Origin of the sequence: Bartonella sp. AP4SXKL, from assembly GCF_042195845.1 — a bacterium.
In the GTDB taxonomy this organism is placed as follows: Bacteria; Pseudomonadota; Alphaproteobacteria; order Rhizobiales; family Rhizobiaceae; genus Bartonella.
This window is the reverse complement of sequence record NZ_JBHIPA010000002.1, coordinates 225083-251512: the sequence shown is the minus strand read 5'-3', so window position 1 is coordinate 251512 and position 26430 is coordinate 225083. Positions and strand designations below refer to the sequence as shown.

At 34.6% G+C, this 26430-nt stretch carries 17 protein-coding genes and 1 pseudogene; 8 read left to right on the top strand and 10 right to left on the bottom strand.

The features are described from left to right. The 7 genes from ACFIMI_RS02200 to ACFIMI_RS02170 form a co-directional block, all read right to left on the bottom strand. Positions 1 to 2886 carry an EAL domain-containing protein gene (locus ACFIMI_RS02200; RefSeq protein ID WP_375638053.1) on the bottom strand — a complete coding sequence of 962 codons (2886 nt, stop codon included), beginning with the start codon at positions 2884 to 2886 and terminating at the stop codon, positions 1 to 3. A 398-nt stretch (positions 2887 to 3284) separates the two neighbouring features. Beyond that, entirely contained in the window at positions 3285 to 4559 is a 1275-nt protein-coding gene (locus tag ACFIMI_RS02195) for a M16 family metallopeptidase (RefSeq protein ID WP_375611135.1), read from the bottom strand. 83 nt (positions 4560 to 4642) lie between these two features. Next, on the bottom strand, positions 4643 to 6040 hold the full coding sequence (gene thrC / locus ACFIMI_RS02190; protein ID WP_375613018.1) for a threonine synthase: 1398 nt from the start codon (positions 6038 to 6040) through the stop codon (positions 4643 to 4645). Positions 6041 to 6677: 637 nt separating this feature from the next. After that, positions 6678 to 7040 (bottom strand): hypothetical protein, encoded by a 363-nt coding sequence (locus ACFIMI_RS02185; protein WP_375613017.1) that lies wholly within the window; start codon positions 7038 to 7040, stop codon positions 6678 to 6680. 209 nt (positions 7041 to 7249) lie between these two features. Further along, positions 7250 to 7612, bottom strand: coding sequence for a hypothetical protein (locus ACFIMI_RS02180; protein WP_375613016.1), 363 nt, complete (start codon positions 7610 to 7612; stop codon positions 7250 to 7252). Positions 7613 to 7801: 189 nt separating this feature from the next. After that, a complete protein-coding gene (locus ACFIMI_RS02175) occupies positions 7802 to 8158 on the bottom strand; it encodes a hypothetical protein (protein WP_375613015.1) in 357 nt (118 codons plus the stop codon). Positions 8159 to 10141: 1983 nt separating this feature from the next. After that, positions 10142 to 10837, bottom strand: a complete 696-nt coding sequence (locus ACFIMI_RS02170; protein WP_375613014.1) for an HAD family hydrolase — start codon at positions 10835 to 10837, stop codon at positions 10142 to 10144. A gap of 372 nt (positions 10838 to 11209) precedes the next feature. On the opposite strand from ACFIMI_RS02170, the gene ACFIMI_RS02165 reads away from it, so the two are divergent. Beyond that, a complete protein-coding gene (locus tag ACFIMI_RS02165; RefSeq protein WP_375613050.1) occupies positions 11210 to 12298 on the top strand; it encodes a site-specific DNA-methyltransferase in 1089 nt (362 codons plus the stop codon). Between the two features lie 755 nt (positions 12299 to 13053). Here the strand turns inward: ACFIMI_RS02165 and mutY are convergent. Then, complete coding sequence (gene mutY, locus ACFIMI_RS02160) at positions 13054 to 14112, bottom strand: A/G-specific adenine glycosylase (protein WP_375613013.1); 1059 nt, start codon at positions 14110 to 14112, stop codon at positions 13054 to 13056. A 203-nt stretch (positions 14113 to 14315) separates the two neighbouring features. Between mutY and ACFIMI_RS02155 the strand changes: the two genes are divergently transcribed. The 4 genes from ACFIMI_RS02155 to ACFIMI_RS02140 all read left to right on the top strand — a co-directional run bounded on the left by ACFIMI_RS02155 (position 14316) and on the right by ACFIMI_RS02140 (position 20060). After that, positions 14316 to 14816 (top strand): DUF721 domain-containing protein, encoded by a 501-nt coding sequence (locus tag ACFIMI_RS02155; protein WP_375611142.1) that lies wholly within the window; start codon positions 14316 to 14318, stop codon positions 14814 to 14816. An 82-nt stretch (positions 14817 to 14898) separates the two neighbouring features. Further along, positions 14899 to 15555: a DsbA family protein gene (locus ACFIMI_RS02150; RefSeq protein WP_375611143.1), complete on the top strand. Its 657-nt coding sequence runs from the start codon at positions 14899 to 14901 to the stop codon at positions 15553 to 15555. 174 nt (positions 15556 to 15729) lie between these two features. Continuing rightward, positions 15730 to 18396 (top strand): pyruvate, phosphate dikinase, encoded by a 2667-nt coding sequence (gene ppdK, locus ACFIMI_RS02145; protein ID WP_375613012.1) that lies wholly within the window; start codon positions 15730 to 15732, stop codon positions 18394 to 18396. 1493 nt (positions 18397 to 19889) lie between these two features. Then, the gene (locus ACFIMI_RS02140; protein ID WP_375640278.1) at positions 19890 to 20060 is read left to right on the top strand and encodes a hypothetical protein; all 171 of its coding nucleotides are present in this window, start codon (positions 19890 to 19892) and stop codon (positions 20058 to 20060) included. A gap of 97 nt (positions 20061 to 20157) precedes the next feature. Here the strand turns inward: ACFIMI_RS02140 and ACFIMI_RS02135 are convergent, their stop codons facing one another. Beyond that, positions 20158 to 20991 (bottom strand): peptidoglycan-binding domain-containing protein, encoded by an 834-nt coding sequence (locus ACFIMI_RS02135; protein WP_375692203.1) that lies wholly within the window; start codon positions 20989 to 20991, stop codon positions 20158 to 20160. A gap of 1050 nt (positions 20992 to 22041) precedes the next feature. Between ACFIMI_RS02135 and ACFIMI_RS02130 the strand changes: the two are divergent. Beyond that, positions 22042 to 22417, top strand: a pseudogene (locus ACFIMI_RS02130) (DUF5330 domain-containing protein). 108 nt (positions 22418 to 22525) lie between these two features. Next, positions 22526 to 22936: a SufE family protein gene (locus tag ACFIMI_RS02125; protein ID WP_375611146.1), complete on the top strand. Its 411-nt coding sequence runs from the start codon at positions 22526 to 22528 to the stop codon at positions 22934 to 22936. Positions 22937 to 23034: 98 nt separating this feature from the next. Here the strand turns inward: ACFIMI_RS02125 and ACFIMI_RS02120 are convergent, their stop codons facing one another. Further along, on the bottom strand, positions 23035 to 23472 hold the full coding sequence (locus ACFIMI_RS02120; protein ID WP_012754848.1) for a MucR family transcriptional regulator: 438 nt from the start codon (positions 23470 to 23472) through the stop codon (positions 23035 to 23037). Between the two features lie 855 nt (positions 23473 to 24327). Here ACFIMI_RS02120 and ACFIMI_RS02115 point away from each other — a divergent pair. After that, positions 24328 to 26421 (top strand): S9 family peptidase, encoded by a 2094-nt coding sequence (locus ACFIMI_RS02115; protein ID WP_375628285.1) that lies wholly within the window; start codon positions 24328 to 24330, stop codon positions 26419 to 26421. Positions 26422 to 26430: the final 9 nt, after the last annotated feature.

Here is a 26430-nt window from a genome sequence, read left to right as displayed (position 1 = left end):
TTATGTTTTTATTTTATAAGGGAAATGGCTCTGAACGAGCGTAATTAATTCTTCTATGGCAATCGGTTTCGTCACAAGTGTACTTTGAACATATTTACAGCCTTCTTGACGGAGGAAGATTGCTTCTTTTTCATTTTCAACACCTTCTGCGATAATTTGCAAATTAAGATCTGTTGCCATATTAATGATAGACTTTAGAACAATTTTCTTCTTAAGAGAGTCGATTGAGATAAGTGAACGATCAAGTTTAACCATATCAAATGGATAACGTACGAGATAGGTCAGAGACGAATAACCTGTTCCAAAATTATCGAGTGCGAGATTCATTCCAAGTGTTTTAATTTGTTCAAGAAAGTGCGCTGATTGTTCAGGATTATTTCTTAAGACAAATTCAGATATTTCAATCATCAGACGCCCTTTGTGGAGCGGATGGCGAAGCAAAGCGGCACGCAATTGACTGATAAAACGAGGATGAATCATTTCTGCGCTTGGTAAATTAATTGAAATAAAGAAAGATTGTTGGGAAAACTTTTCTTGTACATTTATAAGATCAATAATGGCATTATCGATGATAAATTGTGACAAATCCATAACAATTTGTTCATTTTCTACGATTTTTATGAAATCAGAGACATTTAAATTTCCATAAGTGGGATGATGCCATTCTACAATTGTTTCAAAACCAATAATATGTCCGTCTGATAAATTAAGAATAGGATGGTAGAGGATTTTCATCTCATTACGTTTTATGGCATAATGGACATCTTTCTCCAGAGTATTATGTTCGAGACCCAAAGTGCGAAAATTAGGACGAAAAGGTTCAATATGGTTCCCACCCATTTGTTTTGCGCGAATCATCGCTAACTCACTATCATTAAAAATATCTTTAGCCGTCGACCGGCTTTCACTCCATGTAACCAATCCGATAGAGGTTGAAAGGATTATTTTATTTTCTGAAAGTGAAATAGGTGCTGAAATTGTTTTGTGCAAATGATCTGCAAATGCTGCAATTTTTTGTGGTTCGGTTTCACTGAGTAAAATAATTGCAAAGCGGTCTGCTGAAAGACGCGATAAGGTGTCTTGAAAGTTAATGAGACGATTTAAACGACGTGCGATTATAAGCAGTACAGTATCCCCAACTGCTATGCCTAATTTGCGATTAATTTGGCGAAAATTGTCAAAATCAATCATAAAGACAGTTGGTCTAATTTTGATATTTGCTTTCGCTAAAGAGGTATAATTTTGTAGTCTATCAAAGAAAATTTGTTGGTTAGGAAGTCCAGTTAAGCTGTCGTGGATTGCATCATGCAATAAGCGTTCTTCGGATTTTTTATGGTTAGTAATATTGACAATGGTTCCAATGACACGTGTGATTTTTCCATCTTTTTGCATAGCCGGACGTGCACGAAGAGAAAACCAATGATAATAACCACCACCGGAAGAAAGCCGAAAAATTTGATCAATGCGCCCTTTTTTATTTTTAAGAATGATATCCAATACGGCTTGAAAGCGTTCACGATCATCATGGTGCAAGGCTGAAATCCAGTTGCGCATAGGTCCATTGAGGTTATGAATTTCAGTACCAAAAAGGGTTGCCATGTTTGGATGTACAACAATACGATCACGCTCAATATTCCAATCCCAAATAATATTTCCAGCTCCCTTTGCTGCGAGTACTTGTTGTTCAAGGTCGGAAAATATTCCTTCATGGAAAGCGTCATTAGAAAAAGTTTGTTGCAGGACAGTAAAGCTTATGAGAAGAACAATGAGCACTAATCCTCCCGCTAATGCTGGCTGGATAATATCATTGTTTAAATGTCCAGCTATGCAGGCATAGGCTCCAACACACCAAAAGCTAATGAGCAACCATGTTGGAATAAGCATAATGGCGCGGTCATAGCTTCTGATTGAGAAATAGATGATTAATATTATACCAAGCACAGCGGTAAGGCCAAAAGACAAACGCGCAATTCCAGCTGCTCTGATGGGATCATAAATAGCAAAGGCTCCTAGACTGCAAAACGCAATGGTCCAAGCGATAGCACCGTAACTAAAATGATAATGCCAGCGGTTAAGGCTGAGATAGGTAAAAAGAAAAATGAAGAGTGTAGCAGTAAGTGCTACTTCTGTACCAGCACGCCAGATTGGTTGGGTTGTGAGTGTAACTGCAAAGAATTTATTTAAAAAGTTGAAGTCAATACCAATATAAAAAAGCACTGCCCAAGCAACTGCCGCTGTTGCAGGAAACAGCCCTGTTCCACGGACGACGAAGAGAACAGCTAACAAAAGCGCTAAGAGACCTGATATCCCAAGAAGAATACCATGATAAAGCGTATAAGAATTAATTGCATCTTTATAAGCTTCAGGTTGCCATAAATAGATTTGCGGTAGATTTGCAGAGTTAAGTTCGGCCACAAATGTAATAACAGCACCAGGGTTAAGGGTAATACGAAAGATATCAGAGTTTGCACTAAGTTGACGATCGAGGGAAAAACCTTCGCTTGGCGTTATGGATTGAATCCTTGATGATCCAAGGTCTGGCCAAAAAAATCCAGAACGTGCCATGCGGTAATGGGGGGCAACGATGAGACGATCAACTTGTTCATCTGTTGGATTTGCAAGAGAAAAAACTGCCCAATTTCCGGAAAATTTTTCATTTTTTGCCTGCACTTCAATACGCCATACAATACCATCTGGTCCTGGTGCTGTACTTGTTTGAAAAATAGAGTTGTTTGTATGGTGAATTTCAATTGCTTTTGAGAGATCAAGAGCAGCATCTTGAGAAGAAATTTTAACTGGTTCAATTGCTTGTGCTGATGTAAGATGGACAAAAGAACTAACGACTACAATGAAAATGATGTCAATTATTTTACGCAAACTCTTCACAATGTCCCACTCTCAATATTTTAGGATGTTTAATTTTCATTTCGACTTTTGAGAAAAAACGTCCACCTTTTATAATTTATTTACATAATAAATTGTTATCACTTTTTCTTAAGTTATGTGATTTTATATACAAATAGACCACACACCCATTTGCTTCAATGGAACCTGAAGCGAATGAAGTTTTATATTTTAAAAGGGCAAAGTTAAACCATGAATTTCCAGATTTCACGGATATACCTTCACTTATTAGAATCTTTATCACATGAAGTATGAATTGGGTAGTTTTGTACGCCTATTTGCCCAATATTTCCAAAACTTATTTAATGAGGAGAGCTTTTGTGGTAAATTTTATGATAAAATATGTGATGTTATTGTGATGCTGCTTTGAAAAGAAGTTTTTACTTTAGCTTGTATGAAAGAGTTGACGTTAAATCATCAAAATTTATGAGGGGTCCTACAGGTCCGACAGCAGTTAGTGTTGGAGTGGAGTTTGTAAAAAGACGATGTGCTAAATCAGTTAATCTTTTAGGAGTGATGAGATTGAGGCGTTCAATTGTTTCCGATATTGGAATTGGTCGACCATAAAGGAGTATTTGGCGAGCAATGAGATGTGCTTGACTAGAGGGATTTTCCTGTGACATTGTCAGATTTGCACGATATTGCGTTTGTGCTCGTTGCAGTTCGTTGGCGTGAATATTTTTGCTGACCTTGGAAAGTTCATCAAGAATCACAGGAATAAGTTCTTTGAGCCCTTCTTGTCCGGTAGCTGCGTGAACACCAAAAAGCCCAGTATCTGAAAATCCCCAATGAAAAGCATAAATAGAATAGCATAATCCACGTTTCTCTCTTACCTCTTGAAAAAGACGTGAAGACATACCACCACCAAGAATGATAGAAAGAATTTGGGCTGCATAAAAATCACGCGCGTGATAAGCACGTCCTTCAAACCCTAGAACAACTTGTGTATCCATTAAATCGCGATATTCACGAAAGTCGCCACCGACATAATTTGCAAGATTAGTAAGAGGTGCGGTTGAATGGGAGCGAAAAGTACCAAGACGACTTTCAACTTCTCGCAAGAAACTTTCGTGCTTTACAGCTCCTGCAGCAACGACAATCATACGATCTGCACTATATTGTTTATTGATGAAATCATGGAGATCAGTAGATGTAAATGATTGAATAGTTTTAGCTGTTCCTAAAATAGAGCGTCCAAGGGATTGATGACGAAAGGCTGTTTCTGTAAAGTGATCAAAAACAATGTCATCAGGAGTGTCATGGGCAGCACCAATTTCCTGAAAGATTACTTGTTTTTCTCGTTCTAGTTCATCGTCGTCAAATTTTGAATGCATTAAAATATCGGCTAAAATATCTATAGCAAGTGGGATATCGCTTTTAAGAACACGTGCAAAGTAAGCTGTTGTTTCAATACTGGTTGTAGCATTGATTTCACCGCCAACATCTTCAATATCGGTTGCAATTTGAAAAGCAGTACGGTTTTCGGTTCCTTTAAAAGCCATATGCTCAAGAAGATGAGCAATACCATGCTGTGTGGAGGTTTCATTGCGTGAGCCCACTTTAACCCATATTCCGAGGGCAACACTATCAATTTGTTGCATTGTATGTGTGGCGATAGTCAAACCATTACTAAGGCGACATATATCTACATCCATGTATTTACAACTCCATTAAATAAGCTAAATACCTCATTGTAAGGGTATCAGAATATTCTTGATTTAAATTAATGCAGCTAACTTTAATAAGATGCACGCGATTTTAAAGAAATATAATCTTTTACTATTTTTTCATCATTAGCAAGATTTATAAAATGTTCTTCGTGTTTCATTACATCATTGAGATGAGATGGCCATGGAGCATGAAGGCCACAAGCGCTTTTAATAGTATCAGGAAATTTAGCTGGATGAGCCGTGGCAAGAACGATCATTGGAATATGCGATTTTTTGTTTTCACGCGCTACTTGAAGAGCGACCGCTGTATGTGGATCAACAAGATAGCCACTTTCCTTATAGACACTATCAATTGTTTGAGCTGTTGCAGCCATGTTGCTTTTTCCAGCGGAAAATAGGGAACGAATATTTTTGAGTTGCTTTTCATCAAGAGTAAAGAGACCCGTTTTTTTCAAGTTTTCCATTGCATTGCGAATCCACATTGGATCACGATTGCCACTTTCAAAGAGCAAACGTTCAAAATTAGAAGAGACCTGAATATCCATAGAAGGTGATGTTGTATGGACTATTGGTTGTGTTTTGTAAGTACCACTGGTCAATGTACGTACAAGGATGTCGTTATCATTCGTTGCGATGACCAGTTGAGCAATGGGTAATCCCATACGGGCTGCGACATAACCTGCAAAAATATCACCAAAATTTCCAGTAGGAACAGTAAATGAAACAGCTCTATCAGGTGCTCCTAAAGAAAGTGCAGATGAAAAATAGTAAACAATTTGCGCCATGATACGCGCCCAATTTATAGAATTAACACCTGAAAGTGCTCTTTTTTTACGAAAATTGTGGTCATTAAACATTGCTTTGACAAGAGCTTGGCAATCATCAAAATTTCCTTCAATGGCAATGGCATGAACATTGGAACAATGATTGGTTGTCATTTGCCGTTGTTGAACAGGCGATACACGTCCTTTAGGAAATAAAATAAAAATATCTGAGTGTTCTTTTCCAGCAAAAGCCTGTATTGCAGCTCCTCCTGTATCACCTGATGTTGCAGCAATAATCGTTGCACATCTATTTTTTTCAGTCAAAACATAATCCATCAGTCGAGAAAGAAACTGCATTGCTACATCTTTAAAAGCTAAAGTAGGACCATGAAAGAGTTCAAGGATAAATTCATCTGCTCCAGTTTGTCGTAACGGACAGATTGCTGGATGGTGAAAGGTTGCATAAGATTCAGCGATCATATTTTCAAAAGCTGTATATTCGATTTCGTTATTCACAAAGGGCCACAGAATAGTTTTAGCAATTGTTGTATAGGACTGACCACGAAGTGCTCGTAACGCATCAAATGATAGCTGAGGAAATTTATCTGGCAAATAAAGTCCCCCATCACTTGCCAACCCTGTCATGATTGTTTCCGTAAAGCTTAAAGCAGGAGCTTCACCTCTCGTGCTGATATATTCCATAAGTCTTATCCTTTTTTTATTTCTGGCAAATTGATGAAGTTATTTATTTCACGTTTTTCATAATATTTAAATTATTAAATGGATAGAGCTTCTTTTCTTCTTTTTAATTCAATAATGAAAGGAAATAGCCTTAAGCATTTTTATTTTTGAGATATAAACGCCAAATGTTCACAGAAAATCTGTTACAGTCAAAATTTTTTTCTCTATTATTCATTCACTTAAATTTTACAACGTATCTTCACTTGTACACCTTCTTAAATAATAAAATTAAATAGATAGAATGGTATTTATTGAAGAACTTTTGTATAAAACTCAATCATTCATAGTTATTTTATGCTCTTAATACTTTGTAACAATTAAATCTGCTAAACTGAATGTTAAAATGATACATCTCAGAACTCACATTGGAAGATTTATAAGGTAATTTTATGGCACTTCGTGCGCAAATCTATACTTTGAATAATCTTTTTTAGCTTAATTTATCACTTTGTATAATAATAGATATTATATTTGTGCTATACAGTATGGTAACCTAAAGTTTATCCATAGAAAACATACAACAGCCTGCTAAATGATGGGAAGCAGGCTGTAAAGTATTTTCATTTTAAATAGAAAAAAATAACTAAGTATCTTTGAATTATTTGCCTTTAATTTTTCCTATTGCCCATCCGATTATCCCGCTAAATATGGCCATAACAGATCCAGTCAAGAATCCAAAACCCAAAGCTCCTACTGTAGAAAAAACTCCTAGCGTAATTGGTTCAAACACTTTCTCAAATTTTCCTTCAAAGGCAGATTCACTTTTTGCTTTATGAGTGAAACTTGGGACATAAAGAGCAGCTATATCGATAGCTTTTTTCTTTCCTTGTTCTATTAAAGAGACAGTTTCCCATTGAGTATCATTTTTCAAATGATTGGCATGAACATTTATAACTTGTGAAAGCAGAAAAGCAACTGCTATAAAAATATTTAATACGTAAGTTTTCAATACTTTAATCATAGTTTACCACCAATACTTTTATTTTAATCTGAATTGAATAGATGCATCGGCAGAATTAGTGCACATTGAGAGAAACAGAAGCATTTAAAGCTTTTTTCACTCTTAGTGTGATAATTCATTAGTTTTTGTCATCAACAATGGATAAACACGGAATATGTTCATAGTTTATATTTCATATGAGAAGGTCTTATTCTGATGAAATTTCAATTTTAACGAGATTTAAAATACAATATTATTTTACTTATTATCCATCCTAAAAACATGCCTATCGTACTTGATGCATATCCAAGTGCCATCCCCATACCAAAAGCCCCGAGTGTAAGAGGTTCAACAACCTTTTCAAATTTTCCTTCAATAGTAGCTTCATTACCCACTCCACGATTTAGACTAGGTCTATAGAGAGAAACGGTATGGACTGCATCCTTTCTTTTCTGTTCTATTGCAGAAACAAAAATATTCTCACGATGAGTACTATTTTGTAAAGAGTTTGCATGCACATTTACAACCTGAGAAAGAGAAAAGGCAGACATAATGAAAATACTTAATATATGATTTTTAAATAATTTAATCATAATTTACCTCAAAGATTTATACTATTCAATATATATAAGTAAATTTATACTTAATTTATACTTTGGATATTTGGATGTAATCTACAACAATTATATTTTGTAGCATAATGAGCTTCATTATGTAATTATTTACAATGAATTATAGCCACATAATAAAGCTATTATTATAGAGTTCTAGACGAGGTTGAATTATTTGAACATCAATACTATGTCCTTTATCCAACTTATTATCGATCCTATAAAGCTCATTACATGTCCAGTAAACAATAGCCCCATTCCTATAGTCATAGGCTCAACGACCTTTTCAAATTTTCCTTCACCTATTGTTCCATGTTCTGTTTGATAATTTACAGACGGAGCATAGAAAGCAGTCGTAGAAACTACATCGGATTTCGCATATTTTACTTGTTCCATTGGGAAAACAGAAAGTTCCTCTTTTGGAGTATCGTTTTTCAAATAGTTTGCATTAACATTTACAGTTTGTGAAATAAAAAAAGTGCTCGCTATAAAAATGCTTAAAATATAATTTTTAAATATTTTTACCATAACTTTACCTCAAATATTTTTAAGTTATATATGTAAGAAATATACATAATGTTTATGTATCTCACACTATACACAAGTAATATAGTTCAATATGTATTTTTAGTCAATAATAAAAATACATATAAAAATATAACTATAATTTTTATAAACGTTATTGTAAAAAAGTAACAGTAATAATTACAAATTATATTTTTTAAAAACTTTATACAATATTTTATTATGTGTTATATATAAAATAACATATGGTTGTCGTATAATTTTTATAAATGATATTAATATATTTTTTTAAATACATTTATAGATAATAAAATTGATCAAAATTTTTACATATTAAATATATAAAAATTTATTTATTATTGATAGTATAATAGAAAACATGAAAATTATGATGTGGTTATAAAAATATTATTAACAATTAAAATATGAATGGACACGATAAAATTTTATTATTTATAGTATTTATTATAGATAGTCATTATTATAGAATTTGTGTTCTATATATATTATTCAATGGTTATTTAATTGCATCGTTATAGCAGAATAATACTGCTTAATTTACTATTAAATATATACATTTATCTTATAGATAATAATATGTTATAGATACTAAAAAATGTACAATTTTCTCATAGTGTAAAGTAGAGCTCGAATTGGATAGAGATAAATGATATTATCTTTTTATCGCCAATGTGAACAGCATATTACTATGATGCAAGGCAGTGTATAGAAGAATATAATTTAGACATATTTATGAGTGCCGAAAGATCAGCATTAGATAATATTTTCAACACTTTCTTCTTTCCAAACTGAAAAGCCGCTTTTATTTTTAGAAAGTGGATTACTTTTGAAAAGATCTGATTTCATTGCTTATTTAAAAAGGCTATTAAGTGCTTTCGGAAAATTTTAAGCAACTATTGGTATCGCTGTCGCTTGTTTAACATGATTATATGTTTCATATTTATGTGCTTTTTTAAAGAAACCGTTCTCAAGGTACTCAAGCCTATTTTGCAATGATAGATATGATGATAAAGCCCCCATAATATAAAATTCTTAGGGCATCAGAATTTTTGACGTTTATAAAGAAGAAAGATGGCATTGCCATACACTTTTCTCGCTCCTAATGTTGCTACAATTTTTGCCTTTTGAGATGATTCATTAAAAGGCATTTTTATTTCTTTATTTATTTAATTCAGCATATCTAGGTTTGAAATGAGAGAATCTTACAATATTCGGTTTTTTTGCTTAATTTGAATCATGATAAATTATGATTATAAATCAATATATTGTCTGTAAATTACTTGGTATGAAATATTTTTTATAAAATGCACATCTTCATAAGAGTGTATTCTTTTTGTTTTTTGTAATCTTAGGGAGGTTGTACCAATTGATGCTGTTAAAATACTATTTAAGCAGCAAAGTAAATAAGCCTTCAACAAGTTTATGAGATTTGGATTGAGTAAATATAAGCCTTTGTAAATCAACAAGGACGCATTTGTCATTTTCAATAAAGTCTTGTGTTCCATAGATTCCGCGAATTTTAATATTTTTTCCATGATCAATAGGCACATCCCTTACAATTTTACCATAGTATGTGATTTTTTTGATCAGATGAAAGAGGCTAGCAATTCTCACATCTTATCGAGCAAGGCATCGTAATATTCCTTTTTTGACAAATATAATAATTTATCAGGATGAGCTGCTGAGGTTGGGAGTGGGATATCGGAGTTGAGATAGATAAGCAGGGTTTAATTTTCATGAGTTGGCACCCCTGTTTTTGGCTTTTTTTTAAGTACGTGCAATGGTTAACAGACTTATGATTTCAATGAGGTGCTATATTTTTCCTTCACATTGAGATGCAATTCACCCGTGTCGTGAATTACGCATTTATTGAAGTTATTATAAAAGGAGCAGCGAGAAGAGCAGGACATTTGAATAAAAATGCTTCTTACAAGAGTTTACAAATTGATATATTCAAGAGATTTTTTATAATAGATCTCGCCATACTGCCATTGCTTCTAAGACTTCTCCTAAATGAGCATGTTTTGCAATAACTGTTTCTGCACCAGCTTCTGCAAGTGCATTAGAGTGGCCAAGATAGCTATGTGATCCTCCCGTAAAGCCGATGACACGCATGCCTGCTGCTATGGCTGCGTGTACACCATGAAGTGAATCTTCTATAACGATAGTGTTTTGGGGCTCTGCCTGTAATTGTTGTGCGGCAAAAAGGAAAACATCAGGGGCCGGTTTCGTTCTTTTTGTTCCAACTTCAGGTGCTGAAAATATTTTACCTTCAAAAAGGTCATAGAGATCAACCGTGATGAGCATCTCTTTTATATCTACGCTTTTTGCATTAGAGCAGATACAGTAGGGATAGCGTGTTTGGATAATTTCTACAGCTTCTCTTACATCATCAATAGCCCGTAATTTAGTTTTTATTTGTGTACGAAAAATATTAGTCATTTGATCTATGAGATGAGCAGAAATAGGTTTTTCTGTTTCCTGTTCAACGTGTTTAAGAATATCGCGAAAGATAAGCCCTGCAAAACGCTCACTCAATTCTTCGGGTGATATTTCATATCCTGTTTGTTTGAGCAATTGAGATCCAATTTTTGCTGCAAGATATTCAGAGTCGACGAGAACTCCGTCACAATCAAAAATAATAAGATCTATCTGAGGCATAAGATATTCCTTTACATGTTACGAGATGGACAACTTTCATGAAAACGATATTGAGAAGATCTTATTTCATAAAAATACGCTTTGAAAATGATTCTTAATTCTTTTACGAAATAAAAGATATGGGAACAGTACATTGAAAAAAAGAAAATTAAGGTTTCATTCATATGAAAGTTTTTTTTTACTAAAAAAACAAAAACAATCATCAATTTTGTAGAACTTTAACGATACGTTTACGCTATTTTGTAAATATAGATTGGTAATGCGGGCCTATAAACTATTTTGGTTGATTATAGGGCAAATTCAGTTAATTTTGTTGGGTTTTTCATGACAGTTATTCAGCTTCAAAAAGATTTCCTTCGTACTCCCTCACAAATGCCATGGCGCAATAAAATTTTTAAAGGAGATTGTGTTTCCGTTTTAGAAAAACTTCCAAAACATTCTGTTGATATGATTTTTGCGGATCCACCCTATAATTTGCAATTGGATGGAGCTTTATACCGTCCAGATCATTCGCTTGTTGATGCGGTTGATGATGCATGGGATCAGTTTGAGAGTTTTGCTGCTTATGATGCTTTTACTCGTGCATGGTTGCTTGCTTGTCGTCGTGTATTAAAACCCAACGGAACACTTTGGGTTATCGGATCTTACCATAATATTTTTCGGGTTGGGACGGCATTACAAGATTTAGGTTTTTGGATGCTTAATGATATTATTTGGCGCAAGAATAATCCGATGCCTAATTTTCGAGGGCGCCGTTTTCAAAATGCTCATGAGACGCTTATTTGGGCCGTGCGAGATCAAAAAGATAAAAAGTACACATTTAATTATGATGCCTTAAAAGCGGCAAATGAAGATCTACAAATGCGTTCAGATTGGCTTTTCCCTCTCTGCACTGGAGCTGAACGTTTAAAGGATGATTCGGGGCGTAAATTACATCCAACACAAAAACCGCAAGCGTTATTAGCGCGTATTATTATGGCTTCTAGTAAACCTGGTGATGTTATTCTCGATCCGTTTTTTGGTTCGGGAACAACAGGTGCTGTTGCCAAGCTTTTAGGGCGTGATTTTGTTGGGATTGAACGCGAGCAAGATTACATCGATGCAGCATGTGAGAGAATTGCGGCGGTTCAACCTTTAGCGCAACCAGAATTAGCGATTTTGGATAGAAAAAAAGCAGAACCGCGCGTAGCATTCAACAGTTTGCTTGAAGCAGGTTTACTCTATCCTGGAGAAGTTCTGTATGATCGTAAGAAGCAAGTATCTGCTATTGTAAGAGCTGATGGTACGATTATGCATGGTGGTGAAGCGGGCTCAATTCACGCAATGGGAAGAAAGGCTCAAGATTCGCAGAGTTGTAATGGTTGGACCTTTTGGTATTATGAGGAAAATGGACGGTTGAAGTCCATAGATCATTTAAGAATGATCATACGTTCACAAATGTTAAAAACGGGTGTTTTATGAACTAAGCTGATCGCTTCATTCTATTGACCACCAATATACCTGATCTTGATTGAGATGGACGTGAGGGTGTTTTAGCCTTTCTTAGATGTTTTTTATTGACACACTAAATCTCGCTTGTAAGCGACAAGCGAGTATTTTATGCTTCTTTTAGAAGAAATTAAAATGAGAAATTTTCACTCTATGTTCTCATTTTAGTTCCAAAACAGTAAAATTTCAATATAAGCTTATAAAAATGAAATATCAGAATTAAAAGGTTCATTCAGAAGTTCAAAATTAAGTGCTTTTTTGAATACGTACATCTGTAAAGTGCATATAATATATTGATTATAAAGATAATTTAGCGCAACTCATATCGAATTGCCCTCGGAATATCGTCAAGTTTTCTTATTTCAAATTTGTTCCATATTGAATCGATGAAAATTACTTTCTTGCATGTCATAAACGGGGTTGGCGTGTGAATAAAAATTGTTAACGAAAGAACTAAAAGTACCTCTTATAATCCGTTTCACGTACCAAGGGATGTTGAGGGGGCTGGTAAATATAACGATGGTGCTAACTTGCTCCGTCATAAGCGAAAAAAGGATAGATCCTGAAATTTAAATCTAAAGCTTCTAAGCGTTTCTATCGCTCCTTAATTTTTGTCTGTAGAAAAAATTGGTTATTTCATTTTTTTAAATTTTTCTTTTACAGATTAATAAATGATCGCTAGAGATACAAAAGTCTCCATTAGAAAACATTTTTATGAATAGGGAAGGTTATTTAAATCTAAAAGAATTGGGAAGTGCTACGGAAATGGCTTTTTTCATAACAGTAGGTAATGCTTCTTCGGCAAGATGTTGAATGTTACACCACCAACCATTTTCACAATTCATTTCATGAACATCTTCGGTATAGTAAACATCAAGTTTTAGAGAAAAGTGAGTAAAAACATGCGTAATTTGTCCTTTGAATTGCCAATTGGCAGTAAAGGGTGCGTTTTGTAGCCCATTTTCGTTGTTTATGCCAATATTGTTAGGAATTTGGGTCATTCCACCAAGGAGCTTTTGCGTCTGTCGTTTTTCCAAATAAATTTGTCTCTTTTTATTAAGGACCACAAAAGCAATACCTGTTTTTGAAGGGCGTTCTTTTTTAGGGGCTTTAACTGGAAAAGACTCCGGTTGTTGCATCTTTTTTGCTTTGCATAAACATTGAAGAGGGCAGGTATAACAAGATGGTTTGCGTGGAGTACAAATTGTTGCTCCCAAATCCATCATTGCTTGAGCAAAGTCACCAGGACGATTTAAAGCAGTAATTTTTTGTGTTTTTTCTTTAATTTCAACTTTTGCTTTTTGCAATATTGAAGTGATAGCAAAAAGTCGCGCTACCACACGTTCGACATTACCATCAACCACTGCTACAGGGTGGTTAAAAGCAATCGCAGCAATGGCTGCGGCAGTATAATCTCCAATACCGGCTAGAGTTCGCAATTCTTTTACAGATTGTGGAAATTGTCCCGCGTAGTTTTCAACAAGCTGTCGCGCACATTTTTTAAGATTACGTGCGCGTGAATAATAACCAAGTCCAGCCCATGCTTTCATGATATCATCTTGGGAGGCTTTTGCTAAAGAGGAAAGATCAGGCCATAGTTTTAGAAACTTTTTAAAATAAGGCTTAACTGTTTCAACGGTTGTTTGTTGAAGCATGATTTCAGAAAGCCAAACTTGATAAGGATCAGGACGGATACCTTGTTTTTGCTTTTCGGGGGTAATCCGCCATGGAAGATGTCTGTGATTTTGATCGTACCAAGCAAGGAGGTGCGAAGAAATTTCATACATGATTGCTTTCAAGCATAGGGAGATATAAAATGCAAAAGAAAAAATTATTTATTTTGTAATTCATGTTTTTTGCTCTTTTATTGTCAAGGCTCTGGTGAGAAAAGGCTTTTTATTTTGTTGATATTTCATAAATTGAGGAGGCAACAATTTTTAGATGAAACAAATGATTTTAATTTAGTAAGCGCTTGAACAATGATCTAAAAATGAGAAAACAACTTAAAAAACGTATCTTTTATTCTCTTTCTGAGGCGGTATACAAAATACTTGATCCAGTTTTACGCAAACGGACAGGGCTTAATGTAGCGCTTATAGAACATTGGCCACAGATTGCGGGCTATGATATCAGTGAACATACAATGCCGCTTAAAATTATTTGGAAACGTCGTGCAGATCAAGATGAAGTTTTTCAGCCAGCAACACTTGTTGTCGCATGTGAAGGATTTGCTGCGTTAAAATTGATGCATGAAACAGAGGAATTACTTCATAGAATTAACGGATTTTTTGGCTACATTGCTATTGATCGCATCAAGATTGAGCAAAGGAGTATGTCGGTTTTTATGAATCACTTGCCTCTAAAACCGCCTTTGAGTGAACAAGACAAAAAATACGTGGAAAAAATGCTTGAAGGAATTGAAGATAAAAGTTTGCACCAAGCACTTTATCAACTTGGCTGTTGCATTTTTTTGGAAAAAAATAATAAATAGAAAGATATTTTATATATTTTTCTTTAATATATGAGAAAGCATAGGATTCCTATTCGTTAATAACAACAGAAAAGTATTATTTATGGTAAAATATCGTTCTTTTTTATCTTTCGGGATAATTTTTCTCTTCATAACGATTGTACAAAACAGTGTAACAGTTGCTTTAGCGCGTGATCCCAAATCAGTGGCGACTGTTGATATGGCAGAGCTTCTCCAATCGGGTAAAGTAAAGGATCGCTTTGAGGGAGAGGCGGATGCACCAGTCGTCATTGTTGAGTATGCTTCGTTGACATGTACCCATTGTGCGCATTTTTATAATGATATACTTCCCCAAATTCGTAAAAAATATATCAAAACAGGAAAAGTAAAACTTATTTTCCGAGAATATGCTTTTGATCCTCGGGCAACAGCAGGTTTTATGTTGGCACGGTGTGCACCGGAAGATCGCTATTTTCCTTTGATAGAAGTTTTATTTCAAAAACAAAATGAATGGGCTTTCGGAAAAAATGCTCTAACACCATTGAAGAAAATTGGCTTAATGGCTGGTTTTACAGATGAAAGTTTTACTGCGTGTTTGAAAAATCAGTCCATTTTAGATGAAGTAAATGCATCTTTTGAACGCGGTAAAGAGCTTGGTGTCACAGCAACACCTACTTTCTTTATTAATGGTAGTAAATATGAAGGTGCCATGAAAGTAGAAGAATTTTTTTCGGTGATTGATAGTTTTCTAAAAAACTGAATCTTAATCTTCCAGAAGATGGATAGTGATACTTTTGGTCATTATCTCTTTTGGAAGGATTAATATTATGCATTTATGAAGCGATATCGTTGAGCCAATTTTGAATCAAATCATTGCTTTTAAGTGAGCCTGGGTTGAATGATGTTTTGAAGCTGATATGGGAGGATTTGTACAGTGAAAAAATGGGTTTATAGTTTTGGAGATGGAAAGGCAGAAGGAAGTGCAAGTGAGCGTAACCTTCTCGGAGGTAAAGGGGCTAATTTGGCAGAAATGAGTAATCTTGGTTTGCCCGTACCACCCGGATTTACGCTGACAACAGAAGTTTGTAATTTTTATTATGCCCATGACAAATCATATCCAGAAGAGCTACAGGAATCTGTTAAGCAAGCACTAAGATACGTTGCTGAACAAACAGGACGTGAATTTGGGAATGAACAAAGACCACTTTTGCTGTCTGTTCGTTCAGGGGCTAGGGCTTCTATGCCAGGGATGATGGATACAGTGCTGAACCTTGGCATGAATGATAAAACTGTAAAAGCAATTGCTTTACAAGCCAATAATGAACGTTTTGCTTATGATAGTTATCGGCGTTTTATCCAAATGTATTCTAACGTTGTTTTGGGGCTAGACCATTCGTATTTTGAAGAGATTCTTGATGAAGTAAAAGCATGCAATGGTTACACTATTGATACAGAAATGACAGCAGATGATTGGAAGAATGTTATTATTTCTTATAAAGCCTATGTTGAAGAAAAATTAGGAACCCCTTTTCCACAAGATCCTGAACAACAGTTATGGGGGGCAATTGGAGCCGTTTTTTCAAGTTGGATGACAGCACGTGCAGTTACTTATCGCCGTTTACATAGCATTCCTGAAAGTTGGGGAACGGCAGTTAATGTGCAAGCTATGGTTTTTGGTAACATGGGAGAAGATTCGGCAACAGGTGTTGCTTTTACACGCAATCCATCGACAGGGAAAAAAGAACTTTATGGTGAATTTTTAGTTAATGCGCAAGGGGAAGATGTTGTGGCGGGCATTCGAACGCCTCAAAATATTACAGAAAGTGCGCGTATTGTTGCTGGTTCAAATAGACCGTCGTTAGAAAAAATTATGCCTGAGGCTTTTTTGAAATTATGTCAGATTGCGCAGAAGCTTGAGCAGCATTATCGGGATATGCAAGATCTCGAATTTACCATTGAAAAAGGTAAATTATGGATGCTTCAGACTCGTTCAGGAAAACGCACGGCTCGTGCGGCTCTCAAGACGGCAATTGAAATGGTTGAGGAGGGGTTAATAAACCGTGAAGAGGCTGTGATGCGTATTGATGCAAAGTCGCTGGACCAACTTTTGCATCCAACACTTGATCCTAAAGCAGAACGTTTTGTTATAGGACGTGGTTTACCTGCTTCTCCTGGAGCCGCAACTGGTGAAATTGTTTTTACTTCAGAAGAGGCAGAAACTGTGTCGGCGGAAGGTCGCAAAGTTATTTTGGTCCGGGTAGAAACAAGTCCAGAAGATATTCATGGTATGCATGCTGCAGAAGGAATTTTAACAACGCGTGGCGGTATGACAAGTCACGCTGCTGTTGTTGCGCGGGGGATGGGAAAACCATGTATTTCTGGTGCTGGCAGTGTGCGGATTGATTATAACACAAATACATTGTTTGCCTCAGGAGAAAGCCTAAAAAAAGGTGATGTTATCACAATTGATGGTGGAAGTGGAGAAATTTTCAAAGGGAAAGTTGCAATGTTGCAGCCTCAGCTTTGCGGAGACTTTGCAAAATTAATGGAATGGGCTGATGGGATGCGACGTATAAGAGTTCGCGCTAATGCTGATACACCATCTGATGCCCGTATGGGGCGCTCTTTTGGGGCTGAAGGTATAGGTCTTTGCCGTACGGAGCATATGTTTTTTTCTGATGAACGTATCGTTGCCATGCGTGAAATGATTTTAAGTCATGATGAAAGTGGTCGTCGTAAAGCACTAGATAAGCTTTTGCCAATGCAGCGTTCAGATTTTAGTGAATTATTTGAAATTATGTGTGGTTTACCTGTTACTATCCGCTTGCTAGATCCACCATTACATGAATTTTTGCCTAAAACGAAAGCAGAAATTCTTGATGTTGCAACAGCTATGGGTGTTTCTGCTGAAGTGCTTGCTGAACGCACTCAGCAGTTGCACGAATTTAATCCTATGCTTGGATTACGAGGATGCCGTTTAGCTATTACTTATCCTGAAATTGCAGAAATGCAAGCGCGGGCGATTTTTGAAGCAGCAGCAGAAGCTGCCCAAAAATCTGGATCTCCTGTTATGCTTGAAATTATGGTGCCACTGGTTGCGCTTAAATCTGAACTCGATTTTGTGAAAGCGCGTATTGATCAGGTTGCTGAGGAAGTGATGAAAGAAAAGGGAAGCACTATTCAATATATGGTTGGGACGATGATTGAACTTCCAAGAGCGGCGCTTCGAGCAGATGAAATTGCTGAAACTGCTGAATTTTTTTCATTTGGAACAAACGATTTGACACAAACTACTTTTGGGATTTCCCGTGATGATGCAGCTCCTTTTTTGGCAACCTATTTTCAAAAAGGTCTTTTAGAGCAAGATCCTTTTGTGTCTATTGACCGTGATGGAGTAGGGGAACTTATTACCATTGCTGCACAGCGTGGACGCTCAAAGCGTGCAAAAATAAAATTGGGAATTTGCGGTGAACATGGAGGCGATCCTGCCTCTATTGCTTTATGCGAAGAAAATAACCTAGATTATGTTTCGTGTTCTCCTTTTCGAGTGCCAATTGCTCGTTTAGCAGCAGCTCAGGCCGCAATAGCAAAAAGGATGTAATGGGTTAATATTTTTTGTTGTATCGTTATTTTACTGAAATAAATTTTTATATATTCTTTTATTTTCTTTAATAAAGGGAATAAAAATGCTTCTAAAATGCACGATAAGTTGTGTTACGCGAGAAAGTGTTTTTTTAGAGGTTTATGAGAGAAAATATAAAGCACAGGATAGACAAAGATGTATTATTAATGCACTTTTTATTGGCGAACCTCTTGATAGAGAGAAACGTGTTATTGTGCAGTCAATTTACGCGTTTGCTTTTTTATAGGGGAATGAGCTCCTCACGCAAAATAGAATGCTCCAAACAAATGCATTTTTTTTGCGCATCATGCTGTTTGAGATAGACATTTCTCAATGGATGCCCCATTTTACATTGATATTCGTGGAATGGGGATTATGTAAAACTCCCCGTAAGTTTATAAAAATCTTCCCAAAATTTATAAACTCCATTATGCACTCCCATCTTTACATTTATAAAGGAATATCAAAGTTACACAATCTATTGATTTATAAAGATAATTTTTTATTTCTCATATTGAATGAAAGCTGTAAATATCATAAGATCTTCTTATTTCGACTTCTTTTATAATGAATCAATCAAAACCATGTTTTTTGTATGTTACAGGCGGGATGAGCGTCTGTAGATAAAAAAATAAAGCAAGGATATGCCTCTTATGAAACGTCTCAAGTGTCAAGAGCTGTCACAAATTGAAGGTAGGTACAGTGTGTAATGGTGCCGGCTTGCTTCTTGACAAAAAGCGTAAAGATGATGCGCGGCGCGTGCAGTGGGACTACTATTATTATTCATGGGCGTTGTTGCGAAGTGGTTTTAGGTGCTTTAGAGATGTTTTTTAAGAAAGCCCGTGAATGGCAATCCAAGTATATTCCGTTTGGGACATTTTGTTTTAGGTGAGGGGGAGTGAGACCAAAAAGACATGTGATAAAGTAAGAGCATGAGGCAATAGGTAATTTCCGTTATTTTAAAGATATTGCTTTAGATGTCTTTGAAAGGCGTAAAGCTGAATTAAAAGGAAATGACAAAGATGAAAACTGGTTTTTACCTTAACTTTTCATATTTTTCCCAAATTAGGCTGTTTTCCTGTTTTAAGAGATTATACAAACAGAGATGCGTAATATTCTTGCCTCCATTTGGCATATAAAAGCTATAACAGCTGAGAGAAGTACTAAACTGTCTTAACATTTTTTTCAAACATACTGCTGCGGTAAGTTTGGATGTTGATTTATAGGCAATACTAAACGCACACGCTCTCTTAAGAAGACAATGTCATAAAACACATAACTTTCCAGCAATAGATTAGAGAGAAGTGCCGGTTTTTTATCAGACACTTTGCAAAACAACAACCATAACACAATTAGCTTTACGTCTATTTATCCTTACAGGTGTTTGCACAAATTCTTTGCATCATATTTATAAAGATCAAATTGACGATAATATATGGACAATTCGTGGTTCGATAATATGAAAGGTTTACATGATACTACAAAAATTTCGTGTCCTTTTATCATCAGAGGCAATAAAAATGCTAGAACAAGCGCGTTTGCTATTTTGCAATATTCTTTTTTCTGCAATCGGTTGTGGTTTTTTTGAAGCAAATTATACGGCTCAATATGTAATGTGTAAGAAAACCATTCTGATTGATTGAAAATAAGAGGGCTTGAGATGAAGGAATGTTTGAGGGGAGCATTAAACAAACGAAAGATGAATTATCATTATAAATTAAGAGATTATTATGATTAGCTTCAATTTAATAAACCAATTTCACGCATTTTCATTAAAATTGTGTGATTAATTTTACCTGTTACAGGAAGATCAAATATTTTTTGAAACTGTTTTAAGGCTTCTATCGTCTTTTGATCTTCTATTCCTGTGACAATAACCTCCTCATTCCCAAAAATATGTAAAGCTTTTTGCACTTGTATAATATCTTCAACAGAAGGCTCTAAAATAGCTTCTTTTAAGTGTGCCATATTTTTTGTATTGTTTGTTTCTATTTCGCTTTGCTTAATTAATATCGCGATTTCATCTGCTGCGGGATTAGATAGAACATTCTTTTGCATTCTCTGAGCAGTTTGCTGTTTCCATAAAGTGATGGCTCGGCGTGTTTTAGGTCCTTCCAGTCCATCTAATGGTCCATCATAAAGTCCTAATTTTGCTAGTTCTTTTTGCTTTTCCAGCATGCTTGCTGATTGAGAGGGTAAAGGTGAATTTGTGTGCTTATGGCTTTGAGAATGTACAGAAGTTACACGGGAGAGTTCTTGTGATTTTTCTTCTTTTTCCGATAAAGTAGAGCTCTTACCTATACTTTGAACAGAGGAAAATTTCATTTGAGTTAAAATATTTTGATGCGTTGTCATTTGCGAAAATAAAGCATTAAATGAAATAAATAAAAAACTAATGCTAAAAAGAAAAGATCCAACAAAAAATAAAGTATTTTTTCGTGTATAGAAATAAAGAGTTTTTGCACTCCAAAAAATAAAATGAAAAATTATAAGAAGAAGTGTTATAACAATACTACTATAGTATTTACGGTGTTTTACAGTTTTTTTTCGGTAGGTCTTTCGTTTTGTTGCCATTACTTTTATTTTCAGTTGCGTTTATTTTTTACAAAGAAACAAATATAAATTAGGAAACGAATATGAATCAGTTTTTACTTCCAGCCAGAGAGAAGTGCATTGACATTATTGATTTTTCCTTTCAAACTCCTAAAATGAGCGGCTTCATTATATCAATTTATAAGTTGATAAATCAACAAGAGTTCTTATCAACGTTTATTCATTTTATTTTATACAAATCTTTAATGTGTATAAAGAGAGCACCAAATGATTAGCATTCAAGATCATTTTGGTATTTGCAAACTGCATTATCACATATAATTATCTAAACAATAATGCCACGTTATTCTTCATTTTGGGGCATATGTTTGCCTATTATTTAAAATAAAATTGAAAATATTTGCCTATAACGCTAAAAAGATGACAATCATTATCTATTCTTTATAATTTACATATAGATGGTTACTTATCCATAAACGGTTTGGTAATAATAATTATCTCTTAATATTATTATATTTTGGTATAAATTCCTTCTATTAAATAATTTTCATAAGTATTAATTAAATTTATGTTTACAATGTTATAGAAAAAACTGGCTTGAGATGTAATCATAAGAGATGCAGTTATTTTTTGATGTTTTTATTGACAGGTTGACTATTTTCATAACATTCCAGTAAAAATTTTATAGATAATATAAATATTTTATCGACACTAGAGTCAGAATAACAGAGTTTACTCTTTTTAGCTTTTTCAACTAAGCTAAGATGGTGGACTATTATTTAAAATAATTATGTACACCACACGATTATCTCTCTCATTTTTTATCATAGTATGTTCATTAACATGACCAGCTTGTAAGTGTATAATTTTGATGTTAATTTTTTACTGAATAGACAATGTATCCCATTTTATACAGCGGAATTGTGCCATATTTATAAAAAAGCCAATGATATAGATCCAATACATGAATACTCAATTTTATAAAAAGCACATTTTATAAATTGTTTATAAAGCAACAGTGTATAAAATGCTTCTTTTATTGTATTTACCACTGCGGTACATTGATTGTCCATGATACGTTTTTTAATCAAATTATCATTTTTTTTATTTTTTATTTTTGTCATTATTTCATTTTTTGTAGCAGATCCAAGCAGTAATCATTCTTCTAGCCCCCAAAATAATGAGACAACAACGAGCGATGTGATTGTTGCTTTTAAGGAAGCCTTAAATGACTTAGGCGCATTTTGTGACCGTAATATAAAAACCTGCAAAGTAGGAAAATCCTTTTTAAGTTCACTTGGTGAGCGCGCATATTACGGTGCAAGAGCTGCTTATGAATATTTAGGGAACATATTAGGAAACAAAAATGATATCAGAGACTTCCCCTAATGTTTCTTACAAAATCGAAATACAAGAGTTCTTACAAAACCATGCAATGTTATCTTGAAATAAGGATTTTTAACGTTCTTCGTGTTATTTATGTTAGGAAGAATAAATATTTATTTTTTATAAGTGTATTCAAGAATGATTATTCAAACGAAACAGGACTAAAATAATGGCGGAAACAATCGGTAATATTATAGAGAACTTTTCGCTTTTGGATAATTGGGAAGATCGTTATCGTTATGTCATCGAGCTTGGCTATGAATTGCCACCTTTTCCAGAAAGCGCTCGAAACGATGCTCACAAAGTTCCTGGTTGTGTTAGCCAAGTGTGGCTTCTATCTTCACGTAATAACTCAAAAGATCCAATATTGACGTTTCAAGGTGATTCCGATGCTCATATTGTGCGTGGACTCATTTACATACTTCTTGCTTTTTATTCAGGCAAAAAAGCTTCTGAAATTCGCAATTCTGATGCTCAAGAGCTCTTTGAAAAACTTGGTTTAAATGAAAATCTTACACCACAACGATCAAATGGTTTGAAATCAATGATTAAACGGATTCGTAACGAAAGCTATATGTAATCCCCTTGGTAGAAATTGCTATATATACAAAAGCTTCACACAAAACATGTATACTAAAATCAACTTTATGCACGAAACCATTTTTTCGCAAAATAAGATTATTTAGTTTTTTTCCGTTTGCTTTTGCGTCCAAGCCCCATTTCTTTGGCCAAAGCCGATCGTGTTTTTGCATAATTAGGCGCCACCATAGGGTAAGAACTATCTAACTGCCATTTTTCACGATATTCCTCTGGCAACATTCCATAATGTGTCATGAGATGACGCTTTAGAGATTTAAACTTCTTTCCATCTTCAAGGCAAATGAGATAATCAGGAAATACTGAACGCTTCGGATTAACGGCAGGCCTTTGTTTTTCAACTTCGACTTCTGTTAACTCTAGATTCCCTGCTTTACGAAAAGCAGCATGGACATCAGCAATTAAACTTGGCACTTCAGTCGGTCGAATAGAATTATTACTCACGTAGGCAGCAACAATATCAGCAACCAATGTAATAACTAAATTGCTTTCAGTCTCTAAGACTGCACGATGTTCCATTCTTGTTTCCTTTAATTTAAAATTGAGTAATTCAAAATCGAGATATAGTGCATATACTCATGATATAAAGATCTCATGCACATGAGTTTCATATTGTACAAAAATCTTTTTTGTCAATTCAATTATTCTATAAAATTGCCAAAACACAAAAAAATCAAATAAATACCTATTTTTTGTCATAATATACAATAAGAAAAACGAAATTATTACATGCTAAAATATATTTTTACCCTATAACATATCATACATAATATATAATACATCACAAATATAAAAAAATATATGATAAAATTTATTTATTTTTTTTGAGAACGTAAAAATAAAATTACTAATTATAAAAATATAATATATAAATTATTATATTTTGTTTTGAATACTTATAGTTTAGTAAGTTTATGTTTAATAAGTTTTAAATTTGTTTTTATTATTTATATTTATAAAATTTAATAATAAAAAACATGATATATTATAAATATGACATAATAGTATTATTTATAATATAAAACTATTCATTAAAAGGAGATAGGACATTTTTATTTTTTATACAGTAATAATAATATTTTAGATATATTTATTCCTTTCTGTAAAATTATGCGATTATACTGTTTCAAAAAAAATCAATTCTTTTTCTAATAGTTTAATTGTTTTACCAGTCACTTTCATTATAAAAGTGGTGTTATATCCCTAGAAAACAATAGCTGTGATATGTAATGAACAGAAAGGTATTAGTTTTAAAAATTATCATGGTGCTATTTTTGCAAGTGAATAGAACTTATAGGTTTTTACACTTGCATCAATCATTGTGATTCTAACATATAAACGAAGCTATTAACATATTTTAATATAGGATTGTGTATGACTCGCACTTTTGCAATTCCTCCCAAAGCATCTAGAATCACTCATAAGGAAATATATCATGGTATTTTTCGTGATGATCCCTATCATTGGCTACGTGCGTCTAACTGGCAAGATGTTTTTAAAGATCCTAACTGTCTTGATCCCAATATTCGACATTATCTTGAAAAAGAAAATGCTTATCAATCAGCTCAAATGGCTGATACAAAACCATTACGAGATTTGCTTTTTACCGAAATGAAAAACAGGATCCAAGAGAATGATAGTTCTGTTCCTATAAAACATGGTCCTTTTGCTTACGGATTCTCTTATGTTACCGGAGGCCAACAACCACATTATTTTCGGACACCAAGGAATGGCGGAGAAAAAAACGTGTACCTTAATGGTGATGTCTTGGCAGAAGGCAAAGAATATTTCAAATTTGGTTCAGTTCAAGAATCTCCTGACCATACACATGTGGTATGGACCTATGATGACAAAGGATCAGAATTCTATACAGCTAAAATTCGTAATTTTGAGACATTGTCTGACTGTATGGACACAATTACTGATACATCTGGTCAAATTGTATGGGATGCTAGATCTGAAGGTTTTTTCTATACTAAGATGGATAAAAACCACCGACCTTCAGAGCTCTATTATCACCAATTAAACACAGATCAATCACAAGATAAGCTTATTTTTCGTGAAGACAATCCAGGTTTTTTCTTAGATGTAAGCGGTTCTAAGCTTAATGATGTTATTTATATTAATATTCATGATCATGAAACATCCGAGATCTGGTTAATTCCTGCTGAGGCGCCTTTTACTATTCCCCAATGTGTACGGAAACGACAAAAAGGTATTGAATATTCACTTACAGAAGGTGGTGATGTCTTTTATATTCTGACCAATTTAGATAATGCAAAAGATTTCAAAATTATGGTAGCGCCATATACATCTCCACAATCAGAAAATTGGTCTGAGTTTGTTCCACATCAGCTTGGGTGCCTAATATTATCCCATGATGCTTATCAAGATTTTCTTGTCTGGATCGAACGTTTTGAGGGGCTTCCACGTATAAAAGTAATGGAACGTACCACTAAACAAGTTAATTCCATTGCTTTTACTGAAGAGGCTTATTCTTTAGGTCTGCAAGGAGTTGCAGAATATAACAGTCCAACTATTCGTTTTTCCTATTCGTCTATGACAACACCTGATCAAGTGTTTGATTATGAGATGAAAAATTGTAAACGAATGCTTTTAAAAACGCAAATAATTCCCTCTGGGCATAATAAAGATGCATATGTAACACGACGTATTACAGCAATAGCAGACGATGGTGAGAAGATTCCTATTTCACTTTTTTATCACAAAAATACTCCCCTTGATGGTGGTGCGCCTTGTCTGCTTTACGGTTATGGTGCTTATGGGATCTCTATACCTGCCAGTTTCAATAGTAATGTACTTTCTCTAGTAAACAGAGGTTTTATTTACGCTATTGCTCATATTCGCGGAGGAAAAGAAAAGGGAGTAGAATGGTATGAGAAAGGAAAACATCTCTTTAAGCACAATACATTTACAGATTTTATTGCTTGTGGGCGTTACCTTGTAAACAATAAATTCACTTCTCACGACCGGCTGATTGCTCATGGTGGTTCAGCAGGGGGGATGTTGATGGGAGCCATTGCCAATATAGCTCCACAGGATTTTGCTGGGATCGTAGCAAATGTGCCTTTTGTTGATGTCTTAGCGACAATGTTAGATGCTTCATTGCCACTCACTCCTCCAGAATGGGCCGAATGGGGGAATCCTCTTGAATCAGAAGAAGATTATAAGCTTATTGCTTCCTATTCCCCTTACGATAATGTCAAAGCTCAAAACTATCCCCCTATACTTGTGATGGCAGGATTAACAGATCCTCGTGTAACTTACTGGGAGCCTGCAAAATGGGTGGCAAAATTACGAGACCTAAAAACAGACGATAATGCAATTTTATTACGTATTAATATGGATTCAGGGCACGCTGGTGCAGCTGGACGTTTTTCAAAGCTAGAAGAAGTTGCCTATATCTATGCATATATTCTAAAGATAGCAGGAAAAGACTTTTGCTAATCCATAATA

Coding starts and splice junctions, on each gene's coding strand:
- ACFIMI_RS02195 (WP_375611135.1), bottom strand. CDS start 4,559: ATGGATGTAGATATATGTCGCCTTAGTAATGGTTTGACTATCGCCACA.
- thrC (WP_375613018.1), bottom strand. CDS start 6,040: ATGGAATATATCAGCACGAGAGGTGAAGCTCCTGCTTTAAGCTTTACG.
- ACFIMI_RS02185 (WP_375613017.1), bottom strand. CDS start 7,040: ATGATTAAAGTATTGAAAACTTACGTATTAAATATTTTTATAGCAGTT.
- ACFIMI_RS02180 (WP_375613016.1), bottom strand. CDS start 7,612: ATGATTAAATTATTTAAAAATCATATATTAAGTATTTTCATTATGTCT.
- ACFIMI_RS02175 (WP_375613015.1), bottom strand. CDS start 8,158: ATGGTAAAAATATTTAAAAATTATATTTTAAGCATTTTTATAGCGAGC.
- ACFIMI_RS02170 (WP_375613014.1), bottom strand. CDS start 10,837: ATGCCTCAGATAGATCTTATTATTTTTGATTGTGACGGAGTTCTCGTC.
- ACFIMI_RS02165 (WP_375613050.1), top strand. CDS start 11,210: ATGCCATGGCGCAATAAAATTTTTAAAGGAGATTGTGTTTCCGTTTTA.
- mutY (WP_375613013.1), bottom strand. CDS start 14,112: ATGTATGAAATTTCTTCGCACCTCCTTGCTTGGTACGATCAAAATCAC.
- ACFIMI_RS02155 (WP_375611142.1), top strand. CDS start 14,316: ATGAGAAAACAACTTAAAAAACGTATCTTTTATTCTCTTTCTGAGGCG.
- ACFIMI_RS02150 (WP_375611143.1), top strand. CDS start 14,899: ATGGTAAAATATCGTTCTTTTTTATCTTTCGGGATAATTTTTCTCTTC.
- ACFIMI_RS02140 (WP_375640278.1), top strand. CDS start 19,890: ATGATACTACAAAAATTTCGTGTCCTTTTATCATCAGAGGCAATAAAA.
- ACFIMI_RS02135 (WP_375692203.1), bottom strand. CDS start 20,991: ATGGCAACAAAACGAAAGACCTACCGAAAAAAAACTGTAAAACACCGT.
- ACFIMI_RS02125 (WP_375611146.1), top strand. CDS start 22,526: ATGGCGGAAACAATCGGTAATATTATAGAGAACTTTTCGCTTTTGGAT.
- ACFIMI_RS02120 (WP_012754848.1), bottom strand. CDS start 23,472: ATGGAACATCGTGCAGTCTTAGAGACTGAAAGCAATTTAGTTATTACA.
- ACFIMI_RS02115 (WP_375628285.1), top strand. CDS start 24,328: ATGACTCGCACTTTTGCAATTCCTCCCAAAGCATCTAGAATCACTCAT.